At 34.4% G+C, this 18,170-nt stretch carries 17 protein-coding genes, 1 other RNA gene and 2 pseudogenes; 12 read left to right on the top strand and 8 right to left on the bottom strand.

The annotated features are described in order from the left end of the window. The first annotated feature begins 281 nt into the window (after positions 1-281). The 7 genes and pseudogenes from OOK87_RS02785 to OOK87_RS02755 all read left to right on the top strand — a co-directional run bounded on the left by OOK87_RS02785 (position 282) and on the right by OOK87_RS02755 (position 6,211). Positions 282-2,075 carry a reverse transcriptase/maturase family protein gene (locus OOK87_RS02785; protein ID WP_253309139.1) on the top strand — a complete coding sequence of 598 codons (1,794 nt, stop codon included), beginning with the start codon at positions 282-284 and terminating at the stop codon, positions 2,073-2,075. A gap of 88 nt (positions 2,076-2,163) precedes the next feature. Continuing rightward, a pseudogene (locus OOK87_RS02780) lies at positions 2,164-2,520 on the top strand (magnesium chelatase subunit ChlI family protein); the annotation flags it as partial. An 84-nt stretch (positions 2,521-2,604) separates the two neighbouring features. Further along, positions 2,605-3,057 (top strand): hypothetical protein, encoded by a 453-nt coding sequence (locus OOK87_RS02775; protein ID WP_264687995.1) that lies wholly within the window; start codon positions 2,605-2,607, stop codon positions 3,055-3,057. Positions 3,058-3,295: 238 nt separating this feature from the next. Further along, positions 3,296-4,492: a cell division protein FtsZ gene (gene ftsZ, locus OOK87_RS02770; RefSeq protein ID WP_253309308.1), complete on the top strand. Its 1,197-nt coding sequence runs from the start codon at positions 3,296-3,298 to the stop codon at positions 4,490-4,492. After that, entirely contained in the window at positions 4,492-4,890 is a 399-nt protein-coding gene (locus OOK87_RS02765; protein ID WP_253309309.1) for an EVE domain-containing protein, read from the top strand. The genes ftsZ and OOK87_RS02765 overlap by 1 nt, the downstream gene beginning before the upstream one ends. Further along, complete coding sequence (gene ybeY / locus OOK87_RS02760; protein ID WP_253309310.1) at positions 4,884-5,336, top strand: rRNA maturation RNase YbeY; 453 nt, start codon at positions 4,884-4,886, stop codon at positions 5,334-5,336. The genes OOK87_RS02765 and ybeY overlap by 7 nt, the downstream gene beginning before the upstream one ends. 86 nt (positions 5,337-5,422) lie before the next feature. After that, entirely contained in the window at positions 5,423-6,211 is a 789-nt protein-coding gene (locus OOK87_RS02755; protein ID WP_253309311.1) for a succinate dehydrogenase iron-sulfur subunit, read from the top strand. Positions 6,212-6,214: 3 nt separating this feature from the next. Here OOK87_RS02755 and OOK87_RS02750 read toward each other — a convergent pair whose 3' ends face one another. The 4 genes from OOK87_RS02750 to OOK87_RS02735 are packed head-to-tail and all read right to left on the bottom strand — an operon-like array spanning position 6,215 to position 9,648. Beyond that, positions 6,215-7,351: a hypothetical protein gene (locus OOK87_RS02750; RefSeq protein ID WP_264687994.1), complete on the bottom strand. Its 1,137-nt coding sequence runs from the start codon at positions 7,349-7,351 to the stop codon at positions 6,215-6,217. 42 nt (positions 7,352-7,393) lie between these two features. Beyond that, positions 7,394-8,173 carry a GNAT family N-acetyltransferase gene (locus OOK87_RS02745; protein WP_253309312.1) on the bottom strand — a complete coding sequence of 260 codons (780 nt, stop codon included), beginning with the start codon at positions 8,171-8,173 and terminating at the stop codon, positions 7,394-7,396. Next, positions 8,163-8,645, bottom strand: a complete 483-nt coding sequence (locus OOK87_RS02740; RefSeq protein ID WP_264687993.1) for a phosphatidylglycerophosphatase A family protein — start codon at positions 8,643-8,645, stop codon at positions 8,163-8,165. Before OOK87_RS02740 ends, OOK87_RS02745 begins: the two co-directional genes overlap by 11 nt. A gap of 19 nt (positions 8,646-8,664) precedes the next feature. Continuing rightward, positions 8,665-9,648 carry an NAD(P)H-dependent glycerol-3-phosphate dehydrogenase gene (locus OOK87_RS02735; RefSeq protein WP_253309313.1) on the bottom strand — a complete coding sequence of 328 codons (984 nt, stop codon included), beginning with the start codon at positions 9,646-9,648 and terminating at the stop codon, positions 8,665-8,667. Positions 9,649-9,973: 325 nt separating this feature from the next. On the opposite strand from OOK87_RS02735, the gene OOK87_RS02730 reads away from it, so the two are divergent. After that, positions 9,974-10,744, top strand: a complete 771-nt coding sequence (locus tag OOK87_RS02730; RefSeq protein WP_096616586.1) for a response regulator transcription factor — start codon at positions 9,974-9,976, stop codon at positions 10,742-10,744. 49 nt (positions 10,745-10,793) lie between these two features. Here OOK87_RS02730 and rnpB read toward each other — a convergent pair. The 4 genes from rnpB to OOK87_RS02710 form a co-directional block, all read right to left on the bottom strand. Continuing rightward, an RNA gene (gene rnpB / locus OOK87_RS02725) (RNase P RNA component class A) lies at positions 10,794-11,140 on the bottom strand. Positions 11,141-11,298: 158 nt separating this feature from the next. Next, the gene (locus OOK87_RS02720) at positions 11,299-12,831 is read right to left on the bottom strand and encodes a hypothetical protein (protein WP_264687992.1); all 1,533 of its coding nucleotides are present in this window, start codon (positions 12,829-12,831) and stop codon (positions 11,299-11,301) included. 114 nt (positions 12,832-12,945) lie between these two features. Next, positions 12,946-13,413 (bottom strand): hypothetical protein, encoded by a 468-nt coding sequence (locus OOK87_RS02715; protein ID WP_264687991.1) that lies wholly within the window; start codon positions 13,411-13,413, stop codon positions 12,946-12,948. Between the two features lie 261 nt (positions 13,414-13,674). Then, the gene (locus tag OOK87_RS02710) at positions 13,675-14,124 is read right to left on the bottom strand and encodes a hypothetical protein (protein WP_264687990.1); all 450 of its coding nucleotides are present in this window, start codon (positions 14,122-14,124) and stop codon (positions 13,675-13,677) included. Between the two features lie 342 nt (positions 14,125-14,466). Here OOK87_RS02710 and nuoE point away from each other — a divergent pair, with 342 nt between their 5' ends. The 4 genes and pseudogenes from nuoE (at position 14,467) to OOK87_RS02690 (ending at position 18,169) form a co-directional block, all read left to right on the top strand. Further along, the gene (gene nuoE / locus OOK87_RS02705) at positions 14,467-14,967 is read left to right on the top strand and encodes an NADH-quinone oxidoreductase subunit NuoE (protein ID WP_253309317.1); all 501 of its coding nucleotides are present in this window, start codon (positions 14,467-14,469) and stop codon (positions 14,965-14,967) included. Continuing rightward, positions 14,968-16,179: pseudogene (gene tgt, locus OOK87_RS02700) on the top strand (tRNA guanosine(34) transglycosylase Tgt). It abuts the gene before it with no gap. Positions 16,180-16,322: 143 nt separating this feature from the next. After that, a complete protein-coding gene (locus OOK87_RS02695) occupies positions 16,323-17,393 on the top strand; it encodes a hypothetical protein (RefSeq protein WP_264687989.1) in 1,071 nt (356 codons plus the stop codon). Between the two features lie 2 nt (positions 17,394-17,395). After that, positions 17,396-18,169 carry a hypothetical protein gene (locus tag OOK87_RS02690; RefSeq protein WP_264687988.1) on the top strand — a complete coding sequence of 258 codons (774 nt, stop codon included), beginning with the start codon at positions 17,396-17,398 and terminating at the stop codon, positions 18,167-18,169. Position 18,170: the final 1 nt, after the last annotated feature.

Raw genomic sequence — 18,170 nt, 5'->3', positions numbered from 1 at the left:
CCCATGTCTACGGTAAGCACAGATTAAACTTTCGTTTGTGTGACATTCTGGCTGTAGAACGATAAGTAGTGAACTTATTTAAGAGGATGAATGGAAAACCTAAGTTGATCTAGAACAGTTCTTAGTGACGGAACATGGGATGACCTAAGGAACGCGAGTTCTATGGTTACGGAGTCATCGTAGTAGTCGTGAAAGTAACGAATCACCGGGGAGCGTGGGAAAGCCACATACAGGGCAAAGGGTGACAGATAATTGAATGTTGAAATTGGGAGGTACGCAAGATGCGGAAAGCTGAAACAATACTTAACATTATACGTGAACGTGGACAAAGAAATTTGCCGGTTAAAAACGTATATCGCCTACTTTATCAGCGTGATCTTTACCTTCGAGCGTATGGCAAACTTTGTCGTAATAAAGGTGCTATGACAGAAGGTGTGACAACTGAAACAGTTGATGGTATGTCTTTGGAGAAAATCGATAAAATCATAGAGGATTTACGCTATGAGCGATATCGGTGGACACCAGTAAAACGTATCTATATTTTAAAGAAGAGTGGTAAACGCAGGCCGTTAGGATTGCCAACATGGTCAAATAAGTTACTTCAAGAAGTAATCCGATTAATATTGGAAGCCTACTATGAGCCTAAATTTAGTGAATGTTCACATGGATTTCGACCAAAGCGTGGATGCCACACTGCATTAAGAGCAGTAATGCAAAAAGGCAGAGGTACAAAATGGTTTATAGAGGGAGATCTCAGTGCATGTTATGACTCAATTGATCATACTATGTTGTTGAAAATACTGAGTGAAAGCTTCCAAGATAACCGTTTTATTCAGCTAATCAATCGACTGCTAAAAGCAGGATATATGGAAAATTGGAAGTACAATAAGAGTCATAGTGGGGTACCACAAGGTTCTATTATTGGTCCAATTTTGAGTAACATATTACTCGATCGGTTAGATAAACATGTGGAACATATACTAATACCAGCAAATAACCGAGGTAAGCGAAGAAAGACAAATCCAAAATATTTAAGGTTAACCATGCAAGTATCGATGATGAGAAAACAAGGGAACTGGGATCAAGCAAAACAACTGCGTCAATTAGTGCAGGGTATGCCATCTAAGGATTCTTGTGATCTAAATTATCGACGTCTTTGGTATGTTAGGTATGCTGATGATATTCTGGTAGGGTTTGCAGGACCAAAAAATGAAGCTGAACAAATTAAAAATGAGATTGCTAAATTCCTCAATGAGGAGCTCAAACTTATGCTTAATGAAGATAAAACGCTTATTACACACGCGTGTGATAGCAAAGCCAATTTTTTAGGTTATAAAATACACGTCTTGCATGCAGATGATAAACATGATCATCGGACACAACGATGTATTAACGGTAGTATTGGGTTACGTGTACCACATCATATAAAGCAGAAAAAGTGTTCTGAATATATGCGTTGTGGAAAGCCTATACATTTACCTCAACGTACACTTGATACAGCTTACAGTATTGTTGCTCAGTATCAAACTGAATATCGAGGAATTGTACAATATTACAAAATGGCCTACAACCTTCACACACTAAGTTATTTGAAGTATGTGATGGAAGTATCATTAGTAAAGACTTTAGCATCTAAATACAAAACAACTTGCAGGAAAATTTATAGAAAATTTGGTGCAATGATTGAAAACGACGAAGGTGAAAAACGAAAAGTCATCCAAGTCAGAGTAGATCGTTTACCATCAAAGATACCATTAATTACACACTTTGGTGCTGTGTCACTAAAATGGAATAAATGGGTAAGTATAAGTGATAACCTTATACCAATATGGAATAAGCGTAGTGAAATAGAGCAAAGACTATTGGCACAAACTTGTGAATTATGTAAATCACAAGAGCAGATTGAAGTACATCACGTACGTAAACTTGCTGATTTGCTAGGTAAACGTAATACTGAGCTACCGAAATGGAAAAAGAGAATGATTGAACGACAGAGGAAGACTCTTGTTGTTTGTCATGAATGCCATAAGAAAATCCAATATGGAAAATATGATGGTGACTCCTTAAAACGTTAGATTATTGGAGAGCCACGTGATACGGAAACTATCATGCGTGGTTCGGAGAGGGGTTGTTGGAAAAGTACTTAACAAGTAACTCGCTGGCTGCCCACTCTACCCAAACGTTAGCATACTCTCTCCTGAAATCTCTGTGGAGGGAGAAAGTACTAAAATCATAAGAGAAAGAGTGATAGCAGCAAGAAAAGTTCAAACTGAGCGTTATAGTAAATTGAATGTTCGTTGTAACGCAGAAGTAAGCGGTGAAGCATTTAATAAATTTACTGAACCAGATCAGGCAGGGTTAGAATTGCTAAAATACGTACTGAAAGAAAATTACATTTCCAATCGAGGCTACACACGCGTATTAAAAGTTGCAAGAACCATTGCAGATCTTGCAAAAAGTGAAGAAGTAAAAAGAGCACACATTGCTGAAGCGCTGAATTACAGAATAAGGATATATTAAAAAATTAGTTTACTTGACAGACAATTTGTTTCATTATATACTGCCCTTAATGAAATTTTAACATTCTATTTAAGGAGTAGAGTTATGGCATTAACAGAATATAATTACGAACAAGAACATAGTGTTTTTCACGCTATTTCAGAGGGATATAAAAACCCTGATAATGGACACTGGGGAGTTACAGGTGCTGCTGGTGGGCTTGGTCAGTATATTAAGGATAATAAGTTAAGAACAGCATTATTTCCGGTTGCAGTTGCAAGTGTTGTCTTTACAGCAATGCATATGAAAGCAGGCTTTGTTAGTGCAGCAGAAGCTTCTGGGTTTCTTGCTAAGACTGCCAGCTACTTTGTTGGGACAAATCAAGCAATAGCTGCTTCATTACCTGGATTTATCGGAACAGGTGTTGCTGGTCAGATAGTTGCAGGTGCCATAATGACAATTGCTGCAGCTGCTGTTCTTTATGGAACATATCAAGTTGCCTCAAAATTAAAAGATGTTGTGGTTGAAGCATCGAACAAAGCAGAAAAAGGTGTATAATAACTTCAACAAAACAAAAAGGGATAGGTCTCTGTCCCTTTTTATAAACATTTTTTATTTTTTTGAAGTAATATCATCCAAAAATCTAGTAATTATAAAATAGCACTTATTAGTATAAATATTAAGAATAAGTAAATCCCGTTTACTGTTTACGCCTATAGAAGTGAAAAGTATTTGCATATTATTAAAAAAGCGGTAACTTACTATCAAGTGAATTCGCTAAGTTTGAGTAATTTAAATGTCTATTGATCTTAGTCTGCCGGAGTTACCTATATTACACCCAAGGATTACCGTTGTGGGAGTGGGTGGTGCTGGTGGAAATGCTGTGAATAACATGATCCAATCTAATTTGCAAGGAGTGAATTTTGTTGTCGCAAATACCGACGCTCAAGCACTAGAAAAGTCGTTATGTGATAAAAAAATTCAGCTTGGCATTAATTTAACTAAGGGTCTTGGTGCTGGTGCTTTGCCTGATGTTGGGAAAGGTGCAGCAGAAGAATCAATCGATGAAATTATGGAGCATATAAAAGATAGTCATATGCTTTTCATCACAGCAGGAATGGGCGGTGGTACCGGAACCGGTGCAGCACCGGTAATTGCAAAAGCAGCCAGAGAAGCAAGAGCTGCAGTTAAGGATAGAGCGCCAAAAGAAAAAAAGATATTGACTGTTGGAGTTGTAACTAAACCGTTCGGTTTTGAAGGTGTGCGCCGCATGCGCATTGCAGAGCTTGGACTTGAAGAACTGCAAAAATACGTGGATACACTTATTGTCATTCCAAATCAGAATTTATTTAGAATTGCAAATGAAAAAACTACATTTTCTGATGCATTTAAACTTGCTGATAATGTTCTGCATATTGGCATCAGAGGAGTAACTGACTTGATGGTCATGCCAGGGCTTATTAATCTTGACTTCGCTGATATAGAAACAGTAATGAGCGAGATGGGCAAAGCGATGATCGGCACCGGAGAGGCAGAAGGAGAAGATAGAGCAATTAGTGCTGCGGAAGCTGCAATATCCAATCCATTGCTTGACAATGTATCAATGAAAGGTGCGCAAGGAATATTAATTAACATTACTGGTGGCGGAGATATGACTCTGTTTGAAGTTGATGCTGCAGCCAATAGAGTGCGTGAAGAAGTAGATGAAAATGCAAATATAATATTTGGTGCTACTTTTGATCAAGCGATGGAGGGAAGAGTTAGAGTTTCTGTTCTTGCAACTGGCATTGATGGTCGCAATAATAAGTCAGAAACTTCACCTATAAGTCAGAGCGAAGACTCAGAGAAAGAGAAATTTAAGTGGCCCTATAGTCACAGTGAAAGTACGCAAGACAAAACACTGGAAACAAAACCAACTGAACAGGTAAGCGAAGGAGCTAAATGGGGCAGCAATGTTTATGATATACCGGCTTATTTAAGAAGAAAAAAATAATGCAACTTTGGCTACTCAAGTCAGAGCCAAGTGAATATTCATGGCAAAAAATGGAAAAGGAGCAGGTAGTTGAGTGGGATGGCGTGCGCAATTATCAAGCTCAAAATTACATGAAAATTATGAAAGTAAGCGATCTTGCGTTTTTTTATCATACAGGTAAAGAGAAAGCAATACTTGGAATCGTTGAAGTATTTAAAGAGTATTATCATATTAATGATCCCAAGTTCGGATTAGTGAATGTAAAGTTTTTGAAACCTTTAAATAACCAAGTAACGTTAAATAATATAAAACAAAACCCACTTTTGAAAAATATGTCTATATTAAAACAACCACGTTTATCAATTGCCCCAGTTTCGGAAATTGAATGGAATGAAGTAATAAGGATGAGTGAATGTTAGAAGTAAATATTCTTGACAAGAAATGGTGCAGCATTATAGAAAATCCTAAAAATTTTGTATTAGGTGTCATCAATGCTTCTCTAAAAGAATTAAAAATAGACCACTATAAACCAAATATATCAATAGCTCTGGCTGATGATGATTTGCTACATCAACTTAATTTAAAATTTAGAGAAATGGATAAGCCAACTAACGTACTATCATTTCCGTGTGAACAATTGTCTAATGAGTGCGATTTAGGAGACATAGCAATTTCAATAGACACAATAAAAAGAGAATCGCATGAGTATTGTATACCTATTCTTGCTCACATTGCACACATGTTAGTGCATGGATTACTGCATTTACTTGGTCATGATCACCAAAAAAAAGATGAAGAAATTATAATGAAAAATCTAGAAAGAGAAATTTTAGCTTCGCTTGGCTACAATATGTGCGCGATTTAAAAGGAATTTAATAAAAATATAGTAGATGATAATAAAATATGTTATCTACAAAGGGTTTTAGCTATAAACAATAAAAGGTAAGTGATATGGTTCAGTTTTCTTTGCCAAAGAATTCTAAAATTAATCAAAAGGGCAAAATTTATCCTATTCCTGCTAGAGCAAAAAACATCAGAAGATTTCAAATTTACCGTTGGTCTGCTGATGACGAGAAAAACCCTAGAATAGACACATTTTTTATTGATATGGATAGTTGTGGCCCTATGGTACTTGATGCATTAATAAAAATAAAGGATGAAATAGATTCGACTTTAACTTTCAGACGTTCTTGTAGAGAAGGCATATGTGGATCTTGTGCCATGAATATTGACGGAACCAATACTCTTGCATGTACTAGATCTATACACGATATAAAAGGTGATGTAAAAATATATCCATTACCTCACATGTATGTGATAAAGGACCTAGTCTCGGACTTGAGCCAATTTTATGAGCAATACAAATCAATTAAACCTTGGTTACAAGCAGATAAGCCTGCCCTACCAAATAAAGAATACTCTCAATCTCCTGAAGATAGAAAAAAATTAGATGGCTTGTCCGACTGTATATTATGTGCTTGCTGTTCGACTGGTTGCCCAAGCTACTGGTGGAATAGTGATAAATTTTTAGGACCAGCAATACTATTACAAGCCTACAGATGGATTGCTGACAGCCGTGATAATAAGACAGGTGAAAGACTTGATGTTTTAAACGACCCATTCAAGTTGTATCGTTGTCATACAATAATGAATTGCACAAAAACTTGTCCTAAAGGACTTAATCCAGCAAGAGCAATAGCGAAAGTAAAACAGCTCATGGTAGAGAAAGAAGGAGTTTAAGTATCATCTTTTGCATTCTTCGTAAGAGAACAGCAAACCTTCCGAAGCGTAGGGTATTGTTAATACCCTGAACGCTTTTCCATTCGTGAAATGCATCGTATCATCATACGATGCAAATAATTTTTTGAATAACTCATGTCTTTGGTTACTAATAGTTTGAAAATCCTCTTTTTCTAAAAGCTTTTTAGATTCGAAGAGGTAAAGCATAACTTCATGATAAGTTGGGTAAGATGCCAAAAATTTTGGGTCAAATTGAAAGGTTTTTATGAAAGCATTATTATAAAATTTTAGCTTTTGATTCTTACTATATATTACTATAGCAACCGGCAACCTCTCAAGCAAATTTTTCTGTGTAGCTAAATAACTGTTTAATTCAGTATATAATTTCTCTGCATCACTAACATCTTTCCCATACATTACTATGCTACCAGAACCTTGTATTGGAATTTTAACAAAATCGAAAACCTTAGGTTCGTTCTTGTAAGTTACGACATGCCTTCCTGGTTTTGTGCTATGAGCGCTACTGGTAATAGCAAATTTCTTAGAGCCATCTACATATTTATCATAAAACAAATTATAAAATTCTACCTTTCTATTCTTGTTATATTTTAGTATTGGAAATGGTAAAGAGTTGAAAACATTTTTATAGCTCTCCACTTCTTGTGTAAGCTTACTATTTTCTAGCTCAAGTCCGTGAGCTTTTATTTTACAGTCTGAGACATTCCTTATCCATAACAGCACACCAATCACATTGTTAGAATCATCTATTATGCTTCTACCATAACATATGCAATAAACCTCACTTTCTTTTGACTTTAAATCTAGAGTAAAAGATTTATTTATTTCCTTTGCCTCAGCAAAATTTTTAATTAAACTTTCTGATTGCTCAAAAAAATTCACAAACTCATTAAATGAGTAAAAAACAGTATTAAGCAAAATTAGTAAGTTGGGAGAGAACTTTTCTATACGCTTTTTTGCATCCCAAATATAAAACCCATCATTCACAGTATCAATTAAATTATTTATGATAACATTTCGATGTTGTAAGTTCTTAATCTTATTACTAATTTTTAATTTAGAATAAGAGAGAAAGAATAATATTAGAATCAATATTAAAACCACTTCATACAAAAAAAACATAGCACTTCTAAAACAGATGTAAAAACTTGTAACCGCTCAGAATTATGCTGAAGAGTTATATAAGTAAAGATTGCCTAACATCTGAAAGCCCAATCTCTTATAAAGGTTTACAGAAGGTTTCATACAATGTGCTACTATATATTTGCATTCAAGCTGTTTAGCTATCTTTATTCTTTCTAAAACCATTTGGGTACCTATTCCACGATTCCTGTAAATTGGTAAAACTCCATCACTATAAAAACCAGCTACACTGTCTTGAACATAAAGACCGCATGTCCCAATAATTTCACTATTTAGTGTTACAAGAAAAAATCTTAATCTTGAGTTTTTATCATCATAATTTGATAATCCGCGAAAAAATGTGCTGACAATTCCAACGCCATGATAAAAAATTTTAGAAGTGTGTAAATCTAACTGTTCTAAGAGGTCGCTACCATTTACAGCATTTAACCTCAAGTTTGGAATAACATCAGCAGGTAAAAAGTAATTTTTCATATTAAGTAAAGCTTTTTTTGGTGTGCTAACGTGTTTTATTTCACACTTTTCTAAAATATCTCTTATTTTCATATGTGAATTTATTACCCATGTTGCTTCTATATCTCTTGTTCTGAGATAATCTAGAGTTTTTTGTATAGAAAGCTCGGTACATTGATCTCCACAGAACACAAAATTAAATAATGACTCCCTAGTACCATTTATTGTAAATGTAACGTTATCAAATTCATCGTGTACTTCCCACTCAGATAAATTCGCTGTGTACAGTATATAATCCTTTAAATTTTGAACAATTAAGCTTGAATAATAAATTTTTTTATCCTGCATACATCAACAATAAACAATAAAAGGCTCCTATAAGAACACAGGCTAAAATTGCAGCTATAATGTCATCTAGCATAACACCTAAAGGACCTTTGGTATTTTTATCGATCAAATTTATAGGCGACGTTTTTATTATATCAAAAAACCTAAAAGAAAAAAAGCACAACAACAATGAAGAGCAATTCATCTCTTGGCTTAACAATATCGAAACTAAAAGTATTGTCAGCAATTGACCAACTACTTCGTCAATTACTACCTCTTTTGGATCACATGAAGTCTTGTAGTGTTTTATATAATTGCCTATAGACCATAGTCCAATCAAAAATAAAAAAAAAATAATTGCTGCACCTAAAATTCTGTCACTCAGTATCACAGGAACAATTGGATAAGAAGCTAAGCTGCCTATGGTACCTGGCATTTTTTTTACTGTGCCAGACAGCCACCATGTTGATATCAATTTATATAAAAATTTCACAATACACCAAAGTACAAAACTAATTTACAAGAACAGAAATAGTATCCTCTATAGAGGCGCTTTCATACAATAATCTATAGACCGCTTCACATATAGGCATTTTTATCTTTAGCTTTCTTGCTAAATTAAATATGGGCTCAGCAGTGCTAAAACCTTCAATCACTGACTTGCCTTCTGACAAAATCTGCTGAACATTAAAGCCATTGTCACTATTACCTATTTTAAACCCAAAAGATAGGTTTCTTGAATTCAAGGATGTGCATGTCATAATTAGGTCACCCAGACATGCCGGTCCAAGTAGTGTATTTATATCCACATTACCGTTACCAACTTTTGCTGAGTATAAAGCCTTAATTTCGCTTACACTTTTCGTAATCAATGCTGCATGAGCATTAAACCCAAGTTTACTACCTAGAACAATCCCACACGCTATAGCAAAAACGTTCTTTAACGCTGCACAAACCTGTATCCCTATAACATCGCTACTAAGGCGTAATTTAACATTTTCTTGCTGTAGTTCTGATACTAGCTTTGAACCCAATATGTTATTTCGGCATGCAAGAACCATTGAATAGGGCAATTTTCTTGCAACTTCTACAGCAAAACTAGGGCCTGAAAAAATAGCAATAGGATTGTTAGGTAAAACTTCATTTACTATTTCACTAGGTAATTTTAATGTAGACTTTTCTATTCCCTTACAAGCTAAAATTATTGCTACATCTTTTTTCAGATTACAATTATGCAATTGCTGACATACCTCCCTCAGAGATTGAGTGGGAACAGCGAGGATTGTTACTGAAGCATTAATTGTGTCTTCAATAGCCAATTTTACTGACACATTATCAGAAATTCGACAACCGGGTAGCTTGTCACTTTCTCTTTTCCCGTTGATTGATTCAAATGTAGTTTCATTGCGAGTCCACAAAATCACATCTTTCTTACTACTGAGTGAAATTGCGATTGCTGTACCCCATGCACCAGCACCTAAAATTGATATTGCCACACAATATTCCTGAAAGTATTACTTATACTTTAAAACAGTAGGATAAGTAAATTAAAAATATAACACAGACATATAGAATAGTTAAATATTTATTAACCGAAGTATTCTTTTAATAATAGTAACTTTAATTCAATATTTACTAAAAATATTATTACTACCATGGTATATCTATTATATTTTAGATCTATTTATATAACTTTGGAACAATATATTTATTATTAATTAATAAGTGTAATTTTGATCATTTGTTAATAAAGATTTGATTTATTACTTTCCTTAGTTATATATATTACTAAAATTATAAATTATTTATGGGGTGTAAAATATGCGTATATTATTAATCGAAGATGATCAAGTAAGTGCAAAGACTGTGGTTAATGCCTTAACTTCTGATGGACACTTCTGTGACGTTGTTACTTCTGCACAAGATTATAACAATAATATGGTTTCCTCAAACGGAGATTACTATGACCTAGTTATTTTAGATATACACTTGCCTGGTGATATTGACGGATATGATATATTGTTAAGACTAAGAAGTGCAAAAATCAAAGTTCCTGTCTTAATACTTTCATGTATATCCGCTGTCAATCACAAAGCTAAAGGGCTTGGGTATGGTGCAGATGATTACTTAACCAAGCCATTTCATAAAAGCGAGTTATTAGCTCGAATTAAGGCCATAGTGCGTCGTACTAAAGGCCATCCTGAATCGGTGATAAAGATTGGTAATATAAATATCAATTTTGATCACAGGATTGTTGAGGTGAAAGGTAAAACGGTTCACCTTACTAATAAAGAGTATTCTATGATAGAATTGCTAGCACTGCGTAAAGGAACAGTACTAACAAAAGAAATGTTCTTAAATCATCTTTACAATGGCTTAGATGAACCTTCAGATAACAAGATAGTTGATGTTTTTATGTGCAAATTACGTAAGAAACTTGAAAGTGCAAATGATGGAAAAAGCCACATAGAAACCGTTTGGGGCAGAGGGTATGTTCTGAAAGAGTATATTGATGATGAAGAATATTCTAATGTTAATGTAGGCGAAAGTAGTGATGGCTATCAAGCAGAACAAGTGAAGGACAACGCATGAAATGCCTACACTTAAATATAGCATGGCTTATATCGCACGTATCATGTGACGCCTAGGTGAAATATAAGCCGAGTTCTGTTTATGTAGCTATTTATCTGGAGTAAATGTTACCATTTACCTCATGCGATTTACCCGAGTAGATATGAGAAAAACATAAAATCTACTTCTATTTAATCTTGCTCCTAGTGTTGGTTACTCGACTACCAATGTTGCCATTGCCATGGTGTGCTCTTACCACACCTTTTCACCCTTACCTAAAATATTTTAGGCGGTAATTTTCTGTAGCCCTATAACTGGAGTTACCTCCGGCGGGCGTTACCCGTCACTATTTTTCCTTGGAGCCCGGACTTTCCTCTGCTATGTTTATCACACAACAGCAGCTACTTATTTCACCCAGGAATTATACTTTAACATGAAAATCACAAAAGCAAAAGACAATTTCCTAACAGTCTACATATTAAAAACATTCAGACAAATAGCTAAAGGTGATATTCCGGCACATCATCGCTATCCCAAGATAAGCTTTTTTCACTTTTAGACTCCGCTTCAGTCAGTCAAGAGCTTGGTCCACCGCCTGAAGACGATGAGCTACTTCTTGACCTACTACTACTTTCTACCGATATACTGTCTAGCATTGTTTCAGATTGATACGTAGTTTGTATAGATATGTTATTATCACTGCTTGTTCTGCTATGGGTGAAAAAAATTTCTTCATTGCTGCTATTTGAATGCGATTCCAAATCAGCTAATTCTAACACATGAGCAGCATTATAATAACCGTGATATTTCTTAATACATTTATATGCTATAAATCCTATAATTCCAGCAATACCTATTGTTCCAATCAAAGATCCTCCTATCATTCCTGCCCTATTAGACCCTATAGCAAGTTGAGTAGGCTGTGGTGAAGAAGTAGGTTGAGGAAGTAAAGTCGTGGTAAATATAGGAGTTGTTGACTCTTTTGTTCTAGTACTTGGTATACTAAATACTGTTTGTATAGTTTTCTCTGAGTTTATTATTGGCACACTAGTTGACGTTGTAGCAACCGTGGTCACTTGTGAAGTAGTAGTTGTTTTTGCTACTGTTGTTGGCTTCACTGTTACTGTACTTGTTTGAGTCGTTGACTCCGTTGAAGGTTTACTCATTGTAGAAGTAGGTGTAACGGCTTCTGTTGTTGGCTCCACTGTTACTGTACTTGTTTGAGTCGTTGACTCCGTTGAAGGTTTATTCATTGTAGAAGTAGGTGCAACGGCTTCTGTTGTTGGCTCCACTGTTACTGTACTTGTTTGAGTCGTTGACTCTGTTGAAGGTTTACTTATTGTAGAAGTAGGTGCAACGGTAGTTGATGCTTCTGTTGTTAATTTGGTAGTCTTTACAGTGTCGGTTTCTGTTGTGCTAGTAATTGCAGCAGTCAGCGTTTTCTTAGAAGTCACAACCGTTTCTGTAATAGTTACAGGAGCCACGGTACTACTAGAAATGATATCAGGTGTCAATCGACCGTTAATGATATCAACAAAATCACTGAGAGTTTTGATACTACTTGCCGGTATTATTGTTACCTTAGAAGGTTTTTCAAATCTTTGATGATTGAAAATTGCGATGTTTTCTTCACTTATTGCAGTTACAATAAAACTGTCTTGACCATTGTCTTTAACGTACAATTGCTCTATAGAATCTGCAAATTCGCAAATAGTAAAGTTCGATTTTGATCCATTCTTAACAAGACTTGTTAAATGTAACGTTTGTTTATCAGACAACCGGTCTTCTGCAAGAAAGGCAACTAGATCATTGCCTTCAGTTCGTTTCACATACTGTAAAAAGCTTATTTCATATTCTCTGGAAAGAGATAGTGCTTTATTATCTATCTGACATCTCTTACTAAGCAAACATTCATCTTTCTTGCCACTTTTTAGATCCTTAACCACTTTAGCCATATCGAACTTAAAAATATTTGTTCTTACTTCTTGATTTTCAATACTATTTTTTCTCACTTGCGAATAAAGTATCGTATTTTCATCTAGTACTAATTGCCCTGGATTATCAAATTTGAATAATTTTCTTTCTATAAGACCGTTTTTTTCACGCAAAACCTTAAATTTTCCATTTGTGTCTGATTGTAAATACCAAGAAACTAAAGTTTGATCCTTTAAGTTATGAGCAATTACAATAACATTACCATTACCAACTTTTACTGCTTTTGGTTAAAAGTAGCTATTGTCTTCATTTGCAAGACTATCTCTATTAATGTTCTTGTATAATTTTACTTTTCCTACGTATTCAAGTAAGGAAACATTAATTGAATGCTTGATTTCGTAAGTGTTGAATGTTAAGCCTTTGATGCATTTTTCTTTTTTGTTAATTTCTTCTGTAGGAAAGATAACTCCAACTTTATCTGTTTCAGCTGAATCTTCTATTAATGTGAGAGACAATTGATCTTTGAATTCATTTACTACGCTGACATTTGTACCCCATTCGTATGTTTTTGATTGATATAATGGACTAATAAGTAATTTTACTTTACTGCTCCCATTACCATTATCTTGATAGCTAAGTCCATAAGCGACTCCATCTCCTTCAATCAACCCTACGTTTGCTGGGTTAAAACCTACCGCTTCTTTAACTTCCGGTGTATTTGAGTTGATCCCGAGCAATCTTCCTAATATAGACATAATTTTATTTAAAATATTAATAAAATGCTATTATGATTACTCCTGTGTGTTAATGTCAATGAAAATTTTAACTAAAATTAAAAAATTAACGTCTTTATTTTATACTAAAAAGTAAGTATAGGCTCGAAAATGGCTAAGAAGTTTTATAGATGAAAGGAAGGTAGAGTTCTCAAAACCCTATAATCTATATTTAAAGGTAAATTTTTATTCGTTATGTCTTATGCAGATTCCGCTAACAAGTAGCGGAATCTTAAGTTTTGGCTAAATTTCTTTTTTACTCCCTAATAGGGCTTCTGCCTTTAGCTCATCTATAATTGTTTGAACCTCAGGAAGCTCCTTATGTTTTTCTTGATCTGATACATATTCTCCCTTTTTGTTGGAGGCTTTATATTCATGTTCTTGATAAAGTGAGTATAGAAATCCAACTCCAAAGATAACAATTGCTGCAAGTGCCATGTATTCAAGTGGTTTTTGCACTTTTTCTCTTAGATCGAAATATCGAGATAGCAGAATGAGAGCACAAGATCCTATTACTACTGCACCAGAACCAATTTTGTTGTACATGAAATACTTTTCATTGTAACTTTGTTCGTAATTTCTGTAAATAGTTGTGGCATGCTTTTGAAGATTTTCTTTATCTAGTGATGTGAGAAAATTTTTAAATTTCTCTTCACCAGTTTCTTTTATCCATAAATTTAATTGTTTACTCATAGTTTAACCTCATATTAATAAATATAGTTTATCATACACAACATTTATAATAAATGTCAAGGATAGTGTATTTATAAATAATATACTATAATTTCTTAAGCATTTTTTTAAAGTAGTTAGCTGTAGCTAAAATAATTGAGATTTACTAAAACAAACTTATGAAACAATTGAAGTTAGAGCATGATCAGATTTTTTAACTGGATCCTATGGCCAAGCCAAAAGAATTTACAAGTTGGGCAGTATGGGTAGTATGATACTGCAAAATGCTATTTCTCAAAAAACCAACAATTGCAATCATTGGTTCTACAGGTATAATCTGTAAAGTTTACACGAGTCTCATGAATGATAGAAAAAAAAGAGCAGTTTAGTTTTACATCAGAAAACCTTAAGAAAGCGGAAAAGTTTATAGAGATGTATCCCAAAGGTAGAGAAGGTAGTGCTGTCATGCCTTTACTATACCTGGTTCAAGAGCAATGCGGATGGGTTTCTGAATCTGCTATGCGTTATGTTGCTGATATGCTGCATATTCCACATATTCGTGTATATGAAGTGGCAAATTTTTACACCATGTATAATTTAAAACCAGTAGGCAAATATCTAATACAAATTTGTAGAACAACTCCTTGCTGGTTGTGCAATAGTGAAGAAGTTTTAAATACCTTTAAAAAAAAACTTGGAATCAATATCGGTGAGACTACTAAAGATAATTTGTTCACTTTAAAAGAAGTTGAATGCCTAGGTGCATGCGTTAATGCTCCCGTTGTGCAGATCAATAATGACTTCTATGAAAATCTTACTCCTGAGAAAGTAGAAAACATCATAACAGAACTTTCAGGCAAATAGATGAAAGAAGAATTTGCATTCAAGATAATCAAGCAATCAGGTTCTGCAAAAGTTGGAATAATTAAAACTCCAAATGGAAGCGTAGAAACACCAGCTTTTATATTCTGTGCAACAAAAGCTGCAATTAAAGCTGCAGATATCGAGAGAATTAGTGAAGCAGGTACTCAGATAATACTTTCCAACACCTATCACCTAATGCTCCAACCAGGGGAAGATACCGTAGCAAAACTTGGTGGTTTGCACAAGATGATGGGATGGAGTGGACCAATGCTCACTGATTCTGGTGGATACCAGATATTTAGCTTAGGGCACGGATCAGTTTCGGAAGAGATAAAAGGAATAAGAAAAAAACAAAAAACTCTGATCAAAATTAATGAGGATGGGGCAATTTTTCGTTCTTACATTAATGGTAAAACTTATTGCTTGACTCCTGAAAAGTCTATACAAATTCAACAGAAACTAGGTGCAGATTTAGTCTTAGATGAATGTACTCCATTTCACATAAGCAAAGAATACACAGCAAAATCAATGCTCATGAGCCACAAATGGGCTGAACGTTCTTTAAATGAATTTGAAAAAAACAATAATGGCAAGTAGGCACTGTATGGAATTAGTCAAGGCGGAGTATATCAAGATTTACGTAGAGAAAGTTGTAATTTTATTAACGATTTGCCATTTTTTGGTCAAGCAATAGGTGGATCACTTGGTCAAAGTAAAGAGCAGATGTACGATGTAGTTTCTTTCACTATGGACCATCTGAAAAAAGATAGGCCTACTCATTTGCTTGGTATTGGTGGAATTGTGGACATCTTTCGCGGAGTTAGTCTTGGAATTGATACGTTTGATTGCGTGCATCCAACCCGTTTAGCAAGGCATGGTGGTGCGCTTATTAAAGTAAAAAATAGAGATTCTATTTCTTCAAAGTGCAAAGAGCATATTAATTTGCGAAATCAACAATTCGAGCTGGACAATAACCCAATTGAAAGTGACTGCTTATGTTTTACCTGCAGAAAGCATTCAAGAGCTTATATACACCATTTACTGAAAGCTAAAGAGCTCCTGGCTTACACACTCGTTACCATTCATAACGTTTTCTTCATGAATAAGTTAATGGCATCTATAAGGCAGGCAATATTGGATGATAGGCTAGATCAAGAGAAAAATAATTGGATTAGTGAAATACCATTGCACTTTGATTTGGCCTCTCTTTAAGTCTTTTCTTTATGCCGTTGATTTTTACTTCTTGTTATATTTACTTTATTTATCACACTATTAATTAGAAAGGTTATAATAAATAATTAATCTATTAATGTTAGTCTCTACCCATATGATTTGTAAGGATTAGAGGTGAAGATATGGCTAAAGGAAATAATACCCTATTAATATTTGATTTTGATAACACTATTACTAATGGACACATGCATAATATTTTCTCCGGTAAACACTCCGGGTTCAAAAAAAGTGATTTCAATTCTGGTGCAGAATATGCAGTGAACGATACTGATATAGGAAATTTTCTAAAGAATACAGGCGGAGTAAAAAATAAGGAGACATTAAAATCTGTGTTGCAATCTGCACTTTCAAATGGAGTGAAAGTTAATATCGCATCGTATACAGGATATTCAGACGCTGTGAGAAGGGTTGTAGAGAATCATTTGGGTTTATCTAAAGAACAAGCAGGCGGTATTTCTGTATTTGGTGGGTTTCCAGGAGATTATGATAATGAGCTTCCAAAAGGTCTCAAAGAACAAAAAAATCAAGTTGGAAAAAATTTACACATCTGTAAGGCAATTGTGGAGTATAAGGATAAACATGGTGAGTTGCCAAAAACTGTCATGCTAGTTGATGATGATGTAAAAAATATTCAAAAGATTAATGAGTTTGTTGCATCAATGAGTAAAAGAGAGGAATGGCTTGAAAAAAATGGGCTGAGTATTGAAGAGATACAAAAAATCAAATTTGAAGGTGTGCGAGTACCTAAAGAGGATAAAAATGTTGGTTATCTAGGAAAGGTACAAAAGTTTATCAATACCAGTTTGATACAAGAACCAAATTATGAAAACTCAAGGGAACAAGAATCGCTATATGCTAAGATTAATAAAAGCACTGTTTCCTTAGAGAAAGAAATGGAGACAATTAAGTCTGTTCTTATTAACAATGGTTATAAATTAAGGAAAGAAGTACATAGTGTTCAAGACTTGTTTAAAGAGGAGGCGATAAGGGCACTCAAAGAGCAAGGCTATGGTGTGAGCAATAAGGACAGAAAAGAAATTGTTGTCAAAGGGAGTAAGCAAATAGATATTCAAAAGGTTCAGGAGATAATAAAAGATGCTTCGGATCGAGTAATAGAGGGATTTAAGGCATCAAAAATAGTGCCAGAGGAAAGTGTATATACCAAAATTTTGAAGATATTAAGAGTGCATTAAAAGTGCAAGCAAAGCCTATACATAAGAGTGCATCACCATCACTTCCTCAAAAAAGGAAATCAAGTGATGGTATGGTTACTGATGGTGAGAATAAAAAACAAGTATACACTGAGACTATCTCCTTAGCACAGGAATTTAAAGCAATCAAAGCTTTTTTTAAAGATTGTATTCAAGAGGTAATAAATGCTATTTGCAATTTATTTAGAAGAGAAGTGGCAACAAAAATTGAAGGGCAGGGCTATAATGTAAGTAATAAGCAAGGAAGTAGTGAAATTACTGTCAAAGGAAGTAAGCCAATAGATGCTTCAAGAATAAACAAAGATATTATTGTCGAGTCCTTAGCTCAAATAATCGAGAAAAAAGAGAAAATCAAAGATCTTAACAATAATTATAAAGGTGATCAGCTAGGGCGAGAGATATCGAAATTATTGAACGCTGGTTTGCAAAAGGAAAATATAAACTCAAACTATAATGATGGAGAGCCTATATTCCAGACTCGTGAAGAGGCATCGAATTATCCTCCGCAAAAGAAAGACATAAACTCAAACTCTGTGAGAGGAAACTATAATGATGGAGAACCTACACATCAAACCGTTCAAGAAGCATGGAACTATCATCAGCAAAAGAAAAATAAAAACTTGAATCCTGCAAGCAGCACTACACCTCAAGTTCAAGCATCATCATCTCCTCCTAGAAGCAATATAAAAGAAGCGTGTAGTTCACAGCACATTGCTTCAATTGTAAAGCAGCCAAATCAATATAACAGAATACACTAAG

This window comes from Wolbachia endosymbiont (group A) of Sympetrum striolatum, assembly GCF_947250715.1.
Taxonomy (GTDB): domain Bacteria; phylum Pseudomonadota; class Alphaproteobacteria; order Rickettsiales; family Anaplasmataceae; genus Wolbachia.
Note: the sequence above shows the minus strand (reverse complement) of the source record. Positions and strands in the feature narration are given on the sequence as shown.